Origin of the sequence: Kribbella sp. (assembly GCF_035655035.1) — a bacterium.
In the GTDB taxonomy this organism is placed as follows: Bacteria; Actinomycetota; Actinomycetes; order Propionibacteriales; family Kribbellaceae; genus Kribbella.
Map to the genome: position 1 here is coordinate 1 of NZ_DASRVN010000531.1, position 10952 is coordinate 10952.

Here is a 10952-nt window from a genome sequence, read left to right on the forward strand (position 1 = left end):
GCCTGTGCACGTTCGAGATCGCTGTCACCGGACTGCCGCAGGACCAGGACGCGATGGACGACATCGTGCAGCATGCGGCGGAATCCGCCGTGCGCGACGACTCGGCCATCTAGCAGCCGAGCAGTGCGCCAAGACTGTCCCGTCCGGCGTCGGAGAGGTCAACGGCGCGTTGGTGGGGGCGGCGGTGCAGCCAGTGACGGGTCAGGAGGGCTTGGGTCGTGGCGGCGCCTAGTTGGCCGGCTAGGTGGTGGCGTTGTTCGCTCCAGTCGACGCAGAACCTCAGCAACGGGCGGCGGGTTTGCTGGGCTGTCAGGTCTACTCCTAGCTCGGCGAAGACCTCGGCGGCGTTGGGGCCCAAGGCGTACGGGCCGTCGGGGAGTTGTTGGGCCAGTGGGTCGGTTGGGCGGCGTTCGGTGCCTTGGCCTCCGTCGGTGCGGATCAGGGCGTTGCGACGTACCAGACCTTCCAGCAGGGCCACACCGAGCCGTCCGGCCAGGTGGTCGTAGCAAGTGCGGGCTTCGCGGAGGGCTGCGGCGCGGGTGCTCTGGCGGAGGGACGTTATCGGCTGGGGCTTGGCTAGGCGTGCCAGGGCCTCCACAGCGGCAGCTACCTCCGGTCCGGCGAGCCCGTAGTACCTGTGGCGTCCGGACTGTTCTACGGTGACCAGTCCGCCGTCCAGCAGCTTGCGGAGGTGTGCGCTGACTGTCTGCGGCGATACGCCTGCCTCGGAGGCCAGTAGCGAGGCAGGAAGCGCTCTGCCGTCGGCCAACGCCATCAGGACCTTCGCCCGTGCTGGTTCGGCCATCAGCGCCGCTACGCGTGCTACGTCCGCGTCTCCGTCCATAACCCCATGCTGGCACCGGCACACTTCGACGGTGTCCGAAGTATTCCGATGGAAATTGGGAAGCATGCTCCTTGCACTGCTGTACGTCGGCATCTTCCTGATCCAGCTGGACGTGACAGTCGTCAACGTGGCGCTGCCGACGATCCGGGTAGACCTCGTGACCAGCCTAGCGGGGCAGCAGTGGGTGGTGGCGGCGTACATGATCGCCCTGGCCAGCCTGCTGCTCCCCTGTGGCGCGTTGGGTGACCGTATCGGCCACAGACGCGTAGTACTGACAGGGCTCGCTGTCTTCGGCGGGGCCTCGCTCGCGTGTGGTCTCGCGCCAACGATCGAGCTACTGGTCGCTGCGCGAGCTGTACAGGGCATCGGAGCCGCCTTACTGCTGCCAGGCACACTTGCCGTCATTACCGACCTGTACGTCGACAGCGCCGCAAGAGCACGCGCTGTCGGTGTCTGGTCAGGCGCAGGCGCCCTGGCGCTACCGTCCGGTCCCCTGCTCGGTGGCGCACTGGTAGCCGGACTCGGCTGGCGGGCCGTGTTCTTGATCAACCTGCCGATCATCGCAGTTGGTCTCCCGCTGGCCTGGCGGCTCGTACCGCGGCGTCAGCCCCACCAAGAACACCCACGGACCCGGCTCCGCATCAGTAAGGACTTCGTCGGCCCCAACATCATCGCCGGCCTGATGAACTTCGTCGGGCTCGGCACCGTCCTGGTACTGACGCTCTACCTGCAGGAACACCTGTCCCAGCAGGCGTTCCGGGCCGGGCTGGAGCTCATCCCGCTGTTCCTCCCGCTGGCCGTACTAGGACCGATCTCCGGTCGTATCACCGCCCGGTACGGCCCACGGCTCCCCATGACGATCGGGTTGGCCCTAGGCGTCGCCGGATCGCTCTGCCTGCTCGGTGTGAACGACCACAGCGGCTATGCGGCCGTCGTACCCGTGCAGCTAGGTCTCGGCATCGGCATGGGGTTCCTGACCGCCGCCGTGGTGCACGCAGCGATCGCCGCGCTGCCAAAGGACCGCGCCGGCTTCGCCAGTGGGGTCAACAACACCAGCCGCCAGGCTGTGGGTGCCTTAGGCATCGGTGTGTACGGCGCTGTGGTCGGTCACGCGCCCGGGTTCGTGAGCGGGCTGCACGTGCTGGCCTGGCTGGGAGGTGGTCTGTGGGCCGTTGCCCTGGGCATCACCTGGCTGACTGTGCAGGGACGTCAGTCGACAGGCCAGATGGTGCGGAAGATGGTCGAACGGATCCGGTAGTACCTACGGCGTACGGACTGGATCAGCGCCGGCGACGGCCGGAGCCGTTCGGTCGGGAAACGCATGGGGGAACGTCCTAGGGGGTGTACTGCACCGTGTCGGCGATCTCGGTGGCGCGTACCTGGTTCGATCCCGGCACGGCCACCTGAACGAGTAGCGAGCCGCCGTCCCCGTGATCGACGACTCGTTGGAGCAGCACGATATCCGCACCGAAGCAGCCACTGGAAACCCGGTCCGTGACCGACTGCCCACCAACCGTGTGCGGGAGCGGTGAACCGACGTTCTGGCACTGCTGACTGTCCGGCAGCGCCAGCTTGGTGCTGGACACGCCGATGAACACCCCAGGCGTCTCCCCGGACCAGTTGGAGTCCTCGCTGACCCGGAACGCCGGAGCGCTGCCTTTGCCGCCCGGCACGGTCCAGCTCGACGACGCCATCGAGTGCGCCCAGGCGCGCGGCAGGTCCACCTGGAAGCCGTCCTTGGCGACCGTGACCACCTTCCGGCTGGACAGGTACCACTGGCCGCCGTACCCGGCCCCGCCGCCGACCACCAGCGCGAGCAGCGCGGCGACCACCCACCGGCCACGCCGCCGCTTCTTCTTCTCCGGTACGACGGGTGCCTCCTCGACGGGAGGCGCGGTGGTCTCCGACGGCGGCTCGACAGCCTTCACGACCGTCGGCTGGTTCTCGTCGCTGAGCGCGGTCTTGTCCCCGGGGTCGTCGTCGGAGTGATCGGTGAGCTGGACCGTCTCACGCTCCGCCACCGGGAAGTCGCGGGTGTTCTCGTCGAGCGCGCCGACGAGCTGCTTGGTGAACGTCTGCACGTCCGGCCAGCGGTTCTCGCGGTCCGGGTCCAGGGCGCGGACGATCGCCGCGTCGACCTGCTCCGGCAGCTCGAACCCGAGCGAGCTCGGCGGGGGCGCCACCTTCACCCGGCTTGCAGCGCCCAGCCCGTCCACCTGGTGCGGGGACCGCCCGGTGAGCGCGGCGTACGCGACGGCTCCCAGCGAGTACTGGTCGGCGCGCTGGTCGAGCCGCTCCCCCAGCGCCTGTTCGGGGGCGACGTACGACGGGGTCCCGCCGGGCATGGTGATCCTCGACACCTCGTCGAGCGACTTCCCCAGGCCGAGGTCGGACAGCACGGCCCGCTCGCCGTCGTCGTCGGTACTGCGGAACAGTACGTTGGCCGGTTTCACGTCGCGGTGCAGCAGCCCGCGCCGGTGCAGCGCCTGCAGGCCGCGGCCGACCTGGACGACCACGTCGACCGCCTCCGGCAGCGGTAACGGATCCTTCTTCAGGCGGTCCGCCAGCGTGCCGCGATCGGCGTACGTGAGCACCAGGAACGGGCGCCCGTCCTCCAGCTCACCGACGTCGTGCACCTGGACGACGTGCTCGGACTCGACCCGGCGCAGGAACCGGCCCTCCTCGAGGAACCGCTGCCGGACCGAGTCGTCGTGGCCCCAGTTGTCGGCCAGCACCTTGATCGCCACCTCGGCGTCGAGCTGCTCGTCGTGCGCGAGCCAGACCGTGGCGAAACCGCCTGAGCCCAGGCGTCGGCGCACGACGTACCGACCGAGTCTGGTTGGGACCCCCATACAAGGCATTATGGGTCATTGGGGTGTCCTCTTACCGGGGACCATGGAGAGCAAAGGCGCAGATGAGCGAGAGCACCAGCCCGACGGACGACCTTGCGACCCTCGCGGAGCAGGCGCAGGCGGGCGACAAGAACGCGATGGACGATCTGCTGCGGCAGGTCTATCCGCGCGTCCTGCGGATCTGCCGGAGCGTCCTGCCGTACTCCGCCGACGCGGAGGACGCGGCGCAGGAGGCGCTGCTGAACATCGCGACCAAGATCAACACGTACTCCGGCCGCAGCAGCTTCTCCACCTGGGTGCACTCGGTCGCGGCCAACTCCGCCCGCTCGACGTACCGCAAGCTGAAGCGCTCCGCGCAGGCCGCCCACAACCCGGAGCAGATGGACAAGCCGGACCCGCGCACCACAAGCGTGATCGCCGGCACCCGCCTGGACCTCCTGGAGGCCCTCGAAACCCTCGAGCGGGACCGGCCACAGATGGTGACCCCGCTGGTACTGCGGGACGTCTACGGGCTGTCGTACGAGGAGATCGCCGCCGAGGTCGGTGCCCCGCTCGGCACCGTCAAGTCCCGCATCCACGACGCCCGCGAGGTCGTCCGGCCGCTGCTCCGGCCCAAGGACTGATTGCATCAACCTGCAATGCATCAGGCTGATCCGTGAGCCTGATGCAGGCATACGCTCGCGGTTATGTCCGCCCGGGGGTTGCTGCACAACGGTGATTATCTGAAACTTCTGGCCGGGCAGACGGTCAGCTCGATCGGCTCCGCGATGAGCTCGTTCGTGTTCACGCTGCTCGGTCTGGCCATCACCGGCTCCCCGGTGCAGGCCGGTCTGGTCGGTACGGCGTCCTCGCTCGGCACGATCCTGGTCGCGCTACCCGGCGGCGCGCTCGCCGACCGGTGGAGCCGGCGCCGGATCCTGGTCGGGTACACCTTCCTCGGGGCTGTCCTGTTCGGCTCGGTCGCGGTCGCGAGCTGGCTCGGCCACCTGACGCTCCCGCACCTGTTGCTGGTCGGCCTGCTCAACGGTGCCGGCTACGCCCTGTTCATGCCTGCCGAGAGCGCCGCGCTCCGCGAGATCGTCGCCCCCGAGGACCTCAGTACGGCGCTCGCCGCCGCGCACGGCCGGCAGAACGTGGCCGGGCTGGCAGGCGCGCCGCTCGGCGGTCTGCTGTACTCGATCGGCCGCGCGATCCCGGTCGCCGCGGACGCGATCTCGTACCTGGTGATGGCGATCATGCTGACGACGATCCGGCACCCGCTGCCCGCCGCCACGCCCGAGGGCGGTACGCACGAGCCGATGCTGAAGGCGATCCGTTCCGGGCTGACCTGGCTGTTCCGGCAGCGCGATCTCCGGACGATCGCCGTCTCCGCGACCCTGCTCAACTTCGCTGCGAACGGCACGATCCTGGTGCTGATCCTGAGCATGCAGCAACGCGGCGTACGACCGTCCGTGATCGGGTTGCTGGAGACCGCGATGGGGGTGGGCGGGCTGGCCGGGGCGTTCGCGGCGCCGCGGCTGCTGGCGAAGTACAGCACCGGCAAGATCACGATCGTCGGTGCCTGGGTCGTCACGGTGACGTTCGCGGCGACGTCGGCGAGTACGCGTCCCGCCGTACTGATCGTGCTGCCGGCGCTCGCCATGTTCCTGCTGCCCGCGCTGAACTCGGGCCTGTTCGGCTACCAGATGCTGATCACGCCGAACCACCTGCAGGGCCGGGCGCAGAGCGCGTTCATGTTCATGTCGAACACCGCCGCTCCGCTGGCGCCGTTCCTCGGCGGCGTCTTCCTCGCGACCCTGGGCGCCCGGAACGCGCTGCTGGTCTTCGGGGCCCTGCTCGCGGTCGGCGCCGTACTGCTCACCGTCAGCCGGTCGATCCGGTCGATCCCACTGCTTTCGGACGTGGAGGCCCTCCCGTAGGCGCCGTACCTGTGCTCAGATGGGTCCATGAAGAAGCTCATCAACGACCCGGCCGATGTTGTGAGTGAGGCGCTGCGCGGGATGGCGGCGGCGCATCCGGACCGGCTCCGGGTAGACCTGGAGAACCGGATCGTCTACCGCAAGGGCGCGCCGCGGTCCGGGAAGGTCGGGCTGATCTCCGGCGGCGGGTCGGGGCACGAGCCGATGCACGGCGGGTTCGTCGGGCTCGGGATGCTGGACGCGGCCTGCGCCGGTGAGGTGTTCACGTCGCCGGTGCCGGACCAGATGATGGCCGCGACGAAGGCGGTCGACGCCGGTGCCGGCGTACTGCACATCGTGAAGAACTACACCGGCGACGTGATGAACTTCGAGATGGCCGCCGAACTGGCCGCGGCCGACGCCGGCACCGAGGTGCTGTCGGTGGTCACCAACGACGACGTCGCCGTCCAGGACAGCCTGTACACCGCGGGCCGCCGCGGCGTCGGTGTGACCGTACTGCTGGAGAAGATCGTCGGCGCCGCCGCCGAGGAGGGCCGCCGGCTGCAGGAGGTCGCGGACCTGGCCAAGCGGGTCAACGACAACGGCCGCAGCATGGGGATGGCGCTCACGTCGTGCACGGTCCCGGCCGCGGGCAAGCCGACGTTCGAGCTCGCCGAGAACGAGATGGAGGTCGGCATCGGCATCCACGGCGAGCCCGGCCGGCAACGCCTCCCGCTGGCACCGGCCCGCGAGATCGCCGAATTGATCGTCGACCCGGTGCTCTCCGATCTCCCTTACACCCAAGGCGATTCGGTGATCGCGTTCGTCAACGGCATGGGCGGCACCCCGCTGATCGAGCTCTACCTGATGTACAACGAGATCGCCCAGCTCCTCGACCGCGCCGGCATCACCGTCGCCCGCTCGCTGGTCGGCAACTACATCACCTCGCTCGAGATGGCCGGCTGCTCGGTGACGTTGCTGAAGGTGGACGACGAACTGGTACGACTTTGGGACGCTCCAGTGAACACCCCCGGCCTACGCTGGGGCGCGTGAGCATGGGAGTCGATTCTTTCGTCAACTGGCTGCGCGACGTCGCTGGGGTGCTGCACGAGAATGCGGCGTATCTGACCGAGCTGGACTCGGCGATCGGGGATGCTGATCACGGGGCCAACATGGATCGCGGGTTCCGGGCGGTTGTCGAGATGCTGGACGGGACGTCGTTCGAGAGCGTCGACGAACTGCTGAAGAAGGCCGGGATGACGTTGGTCAGCAAGGTCGGCGGGGCGAGCGGGCCGTTGTACGGGACGTTCTTCCTGCGGTTCGGGACCGCGCTGGCCGGGGTCGATCCGATGCCGGAGACGATCGGGAAGGCGCTGCACGCCGGGGTCGAGGGCGTGCTGGCGCGCGGCAAGGCCGAGCTCGGGGACAAGACGATGTACGACGCGTGGGCGCCGGCATTGACGGCGTACGACGAGGCCGTGGCCGGTGGCGCGGATCTCGGTACGGCGTTGACGGCCGCGGCGGAGGCGGCCGCGGAGGGGCGGGACGCGACCGTGCCGATGGTGGCGCGCAAGGGGCGGGCCAGCTACCTCGGTGAACGCAGCGCGGGGCATCAGGATCCGGGAGCGACCAGTACGACGCTGATCTTGGAGTCCGCGGCGCGAACGCTGTCATGATCGGGATCGTGGTGGTGTCGCACAGCCGCGCGCTGGCTGAGGCGGCGGTGGGACTCGCGGCGGAGATGGTTGCCGAGGACAAGCGTCCGGTGATCGCGGTGGCCGCGGGGCTGGACGCGACGACGTTCGGGACCGATGCGATGGCAGTCGCGGAGGCTCTCGGGACCGCGGACAGTCCGGACGGCGTCCTCGTACTGCTGGATCTCGGGTCGGCGGTGCTGAGTGCCGAGATGGCGCTGGAGTTCGTCGATCCCTCCGTCGCACAGCACGTCCGGCTGACGAGCGCTCCCCTGGTCGAGGGACTGGTAGCCGCTGTCGTCACGGCTGCTACCGGTGCTTCGCTGGATGCGGTTGCCGCAGAGGCGGCGCGGGGGCTCGCGGGCAAGCAGGACCATCTGGGCGACGTTGAGGCTGCTGCTGCGGAGCCGGTTGTTGCGGCTGATCGCACTGTCGAGGTGTTGGTTGGGAACGAGCACGGGTTGCATGCTCGGCCGGCTGCGCGGTTGGTTGGCCTGGTCAACGGATTTGATGCTGTGGTCACGTTGACCGATCTGGATACCGGCAAGGGTCCGGTGGACGCAGGCAGTTTGAGCATGGTCGCGACGCTGAATGCACAGCGCGGGCATCGGTTGCGGGTCGGGGCCAGCGGGCCGCAGGCTGCTGAGGTACTCGCGGCTGTGGAAGAGCTTGCCGCTGACAACTTCGGCGACGCGGTGGTGGCCGCGGCACCGTTGACCGGTGGGTCGGGGCTGGATGTGGCGATCGGGCCGGCCGTGCTTGCGGACGCTGCGGTCGATCTGAGCGATTATGTTGCTGGAGACAACGAAGCTGCGCGGCTCGACGAGGCCGTTCACGGCGCGGCCGACGAGTTGCGTGCGTTGCGCGATGCCGGTGGTGAACACGGCGGGATCTTCGAGGCGCAGCTTGCGATGCTCAACGACCACAAGCTGGTGGAGGAAGTACGTGCGGCGATCGCAGGCGGTACGTCGGCGCCGCTTGCGTGGAAGCAGACGTACGACGCCCTGGCCGGTACTTTCGAAGCGCTCGACGACCCGTACCAACGTGAACGCGCTCAAGACGTTCGCTCCGTCCGAGACCGGGTCCTACGCCTCCTCGCAGGCGAGACCGGTCCGCAGGTCGCTCCGTCAGAGCCGGGCGTTCTGGTCGTCGACGAGCTGGATGCGGCGACGGCCGCGACAGTTGATGCTACTGCGGTGGCGGGGATCGCTGTCCGGGCCGCGGGGACGACCGGACACGGCGTGATCGTGGCTCGATCCCGGGGAATCCCTTTGATTGCAGGGATCGGAGACGTCGAGGTGCCCGCCGGGATGCTGGTCGCGTTAGATGCTCGCGCCGGTTCTTTCGAGGTTTCGCCGGACGAGACCGCCGTACGCGCCACGATCGTCGAGCGGCTACGGGAACGCGAGACGGCAGTCGCGGAGGCCGAGCAGCCGGCGGTCACGCGGGACGGCCGGAGGATCGACGTACTGGTGAACGTCGGGGTCGTACAGGACGCCGTCGAGGCCCGGGGCGCGGACGGGTCGGGGCTGGTGCGGACCGAGGTGTTGTTCGGGGATCGGCGTACGGCGCCGTCCGTCGACGAGCAGGTCGAGGCATTCCTGGCGATCGCGCGGGCGCTCGGGAACAAGCCGATCACGATCCGGACCTGGGACGTCGGCGGCGACAAGCCGCTCCCGTTCCTCCCCCAGGACGACGAGCCGAACCCGTTCCTCGGCGAGCGCGGTCTGCGGGTCTTCCGCCGCCGGCCGGAGCTGTTCCGCGATCAGCTCGCGGCGATCCGGCGTACGGCGGCCGAGACCCCGGTGCACGTGATGTTCCCGATGGTGACGACCGCCGACGAGGTCAACTGGGCGCTGCACGAGCTCGGGCCGCGCGACGACCTTGAGGTCGGCATCATGGTCGAGGTCCCGGCCGCCGCCCTCCGCGTGCACACCCTCGCGAAGGACCTCGACTTCGTCAGCATCGGCACCAACGACCTCACGCAGTACACGACCGCGGCCGACCGTACGAACGCCGCCGTCGCACCACTCGCCGACGGGCTCGACCCCGCCGTACTGCAGCTGATCGACCACGTGGTCCGCACCGCCGGCGTACGCGTAGCAGTCTGCGGCGACCTGGCCAGCGACCCACAGTCCGCCGTACTGCTGGCAGCTCTCGGTGTGACCGAGCTGAGCGCCGTCGGCCCGCAGGTGCCGCTCGTCAAGGCCCGGCTACGACAGGCCGACCTGAGCCAGGTCGACACTGCCGCAGCACTGGCAGCGCGGGACGCGGCTCAGGTACGAGGCTTGCTGTAGTAGCGCAGCTCTACCAGGTTGAAGCCGGAGGTGCGGTTCGGCTTCGCGGGGAGGGTGTAGGACTGGCCTGGCTCCAGGTAGGTGACGTCTGGGTGTTCCAGGTCCAGGTCGACGACGAGAGCCGGGTACGCGCCCGTGTGCCAGGTGTAGGACTCTCCTGCTTCAGGGGTCACGTGTTGCACGCGTACGTCGTCCTCGTCGACGACGACCTTCGTGGGGATCTCGCCTGCCTGTTCGAAGCCTGCCTCGGCCGGTACGCCGGACACCGCGAAGTGCGGGTCGCCGGAGGCCTCCTCGCCGAGGTCCAGGACCTCGATGAGGCGGTTGAGGTACAGCGCGTCCCCGTCGTTGGTGAGCATGTGGACCGGCGACACCGGCCGGTAGACCGAGCCCCCGACGGTCTCGCTCAAGTGGCGGGCAGGGCTGCCGTCCAGCCAGTCCATGTGGCACGGCGACGTCGACAGGCACAGGACGACGTACGGGTTGTGGTGCAGGTGCCAGCCCTGCGCCGTACCCGGCTGCAGCTCCACCTCCCACACGCGGACACGTGAGTTCTTCAGCAGCACGCGGGTGCCGATCTCACCGAGCACGACCTCGGTGCCGTCCGGTGCGGTGACAGTTGTACCAGCGGTCATGCGTTCTCCTCGATCGGTCGTTCCATCGCGACACCGGGGAGCAGGGTCCCGTCCGGCATCGGTAGCTGCGCGGCCTCCACCTCGGTGAAGCCAAAAGCCTTGTAGAGCGGTACGCCGGGCAGCGTCGCCATCAGTGCGAGCCGTGTGAACCCCTCCGCGCGCGCAGCCTCGGTACAGGCGTTAAGGATCGCCCGCCCGAGCCCACGCCGCGTCCAGTCGGCCCGGACGAACATCGCCCGAATCCGCGCCGGCTCGGTCGCAGGATCCAGCAGCCGGGTGTCAGCTCCCGCAGTACTGGCGTTGAACAGCTTGTTCCGCCTGCTCCAGCCACCGCACGCGACGACCTCTCCAGCCGCTTCCAGCACGTAGTAGGTGCCGTCGTCGATCAGGGCGGTGTCCAGCGTGGTGATGTGCTCAGCCGCACTAGCTGTCTGTACTGCGTCGTAGTACGCCGGGAACTGCGTCTCCACCGCAGCCCGCGCCAGCTCAGCAACCGCCGGACCGTCCGCCACCACAGCCAACCGCAACACAGGCTCCACGCCCACAGCCTATCGGTGCTCCTTTGCCCAGCCCCGATACGTCAGGAACATCCGCCAACTCACCGTGAACACGAGGACCCCCGCCATCATCACCGGCGCGTGCAGCACGATCAGCACACCTGCAAACACCACCCCCACCCCAAGATCCCTCAGCAACTTCCGATCGTTGGCGGTCAGCGGGGCGCTCCGGCCG

The 10952-nt window shown here is 69.0% G+C and carries 11 protein-coding genes; 6 read left to right on the forward strand and 5 right to left on the reverse strand.

Annotation, left to right across the window (positions count from 1 at the left end):
- Positions 1-109 precede the first annotated feature (109 nt).
- Complete coding sequence (locus tag VFF46_RS28940; protein WP_325040389.1) at positions 110-844, reverse strand: helix-turn-helix transcriptional regulator; 735 nt, start codon at positions 842-844, stop codon at positions 110-112.
- A gap of 64 nt (positions 845-908) precedes the next feature.
- On the opposite strand from VFF46_RS28940, the gene VFF46_RS28945 reads away from it, so the two are divergent.
- Positions 909-2102, forward strand: a complete 1194-nt coding sequence (locus tag VFF46_RS28945) for an MFS transporter (protein ID WP_325040390.1) — start codon at positions 909-911, stop codon at positions 2100-2102.
- 76 nt (positions 2103-2178) lie between these two features.
- On the opposite strand, the gene VFF46_RS28950 is transcribed toward VFF46_RS28945, so the two are convergent.
- Positions 2179-3663: a serine/threonine-protein kinase gene (locus VFF46_RS28950; protein WP_325040391.1), complete on the reverse strand. Its 1485-nt coding sequence runs from the start codon at positions 3661-3663 to the stop codon at positions 2179-2181.
- Positions 3664-3758: 95 nt separating this feature from the next.
- On the opposite strand from VFF46_RS28950, the gene VFF46_RS28955 reads away from it, so the two are divergent.
- The 5 genes from VFF46_RS28955 (at position 3759) to ptsP (ending at position 9585) form a co-directional block, all read left to right on the forward strand.
- Positions 3759-4319 (forward strand): RNA polymerase sigma factor, encoded by a 561-nt coding sequence (locus tag VFF46_RS28955; protein ID WP_325040392.1) that lies wholly within the window; start codon positions 3759-3761, stop codon positions 4317-4319.
- Between the two features lie 63 nt (positions 4320-4382).
- On the forward strand, positions 4383-5615 hold the full coding sequence (locus tag VFF46_RS28960) for an MFS transporter (protein ID WP_325040393.1): 1233 nt from the start codon (positions 4383-4385) through the stop codon (positions 5613-5615).
- 27 nt (positions 5616-5642) lie between these two features.
- Positions 5643-6647: a dihydroxyacetone kinase subunit DhaK gene (gene dhaK / locus VFF46_RS28965; RefSeq protein WP_325040394.1), complete on the forward strand. Its 1005-nt coding sequence runs from the start codon at positions 5643-5645 to the stop codon at positions 6645-6647.
- 2 nt (positions 6648-6649) lie between these two features.
- The gene (gene dhaL / locus VFF46_RS28970) at positions 6650-7270 is read left to right on the forward strand and encodes a dihydroxyacetone kinase subunit DhaL (protein ID WP_325040398.1); all 621 of its coding nucleotides are present in this window, start codon (positions 6650-6652) and stop codon (positions 7268-7270) included.
- The gene (gene ptsP, locus VFF46_RS28980; protein ID WP_414673102.1) at positions 7267-9585 is read left to right on the forward strand and encodes a phosphoenolpyruvate--protein phosphotransferase; all 2319 of its coding nucleotides are present in this window, start codon (positions 7267-7269) and stop codon (positions 9583-9585) included. The genes dhaL and ptsP overlap by 4 nt, the downstream gene beginning before the upstream one ends.
- On the opposite strand, the gene VFF46_RS28985 is transcribed toward ptsP, so the two are convergent.
- The 3 genes from VFF46_RS28985 to VFF46_RS28995 all read right to left on the reverse strand — a co-directional run.
- The gene (locus tag VFF46_RS28985) at positions 9564-10220 is read right to left on the reverse strand and encodes a hypothetical protein (RefSeq protein ID WP_325040395.1); all 657 of its coding nucleotides are present in this window, start codon (positions 10218-10220) and stop codon (positions 9564-9566) included. The two genes, ptsP and VFF46_RS28985, sit on opposite strands and share 22 nt — an antisense overlap.
- Entirely contained in the window at positions 10217-10759 is a 543-nt protein-coding gene (locus VFF46_RS28990; RefSeq protein WP_325040396.1) for a GNAT family N-acetyltransferase, read from the reverse strand. The genes VFF46_RS28985 and VFF46_RS28990 overlap by 4 nt, the downstream gene beginning before the upstream one ends.
- Positions 10760-10768: 9 nt before the next feature.
- Positions 10769-10952: hypothetical protein (locus VFF46_RS28995; RefSeq protein WP_325040397.1), on the reverse strand; the 184-nt coding region annotated here is incomplete at its 5' end.

What these genes read in the sequence shown, in the direction of transcription:
- VFF46_RS28940 (WP_325040389.1), bottom strand. Translation starts at nt 844, where the DNA reads ATGGACGGAGACGCGGACGTAGCACGCGTAGCGGCGCTGATGGCCGAA.
- VFF46_RS28945 (WP_325040390.1), top strand. Translation starts at nt 909, where the DNA reads ATGCTCCTTGCACTGCTGTACGTCGGCATCTTCCTGATCCAGCTGGAC.
- VFF46_RS28955 (WP_325040392.1), top strand. Translation starts at nt 3,759, where the DNA reads ATGAGCGAGAGCACCAGCCCGACGGACGACCTTGCGACCCTCGCGGAG.
- VFF46_RS28960 (WP_325040393.1), top strand. Translation starts at nt 4,383, where the DNA reads ATGTCCGCCCGGGGGTTGCTGCACAACGGTGATTATCTGAAACTTCTG.
- dhaK (WP_325040394.1), top strand. Translation starts at nt 5,643, where the DNA reads ATGAAGAAGCTCATCAACGACCCGGCCGATGTTGTGAGTGAGGCGCTG.
- dhaL (WP_325040398.1), top strand. Translation starts at nt 6,650, where the DNA reads ATGGGAGTCGATTCTTTCGTCAACTGGCTGCGCGACGTCGCTGGGGTG.
- ptsP (WP_414673102.1), top strand. Translation starts at nt 7,267, where the DNA reads ATGATCGGGATCGTGGTGGTGTCGCACAGCCGCGCGCTGGCTGAGGCG.
- VFF46_RS28985 (WP_325040395.1), bottom strand. Translation starts at nt 10,220, where the DNA reads ATGACCGCTGGTACAACTGTCACCGCACCGGACGGCACCGAGGTCGTG.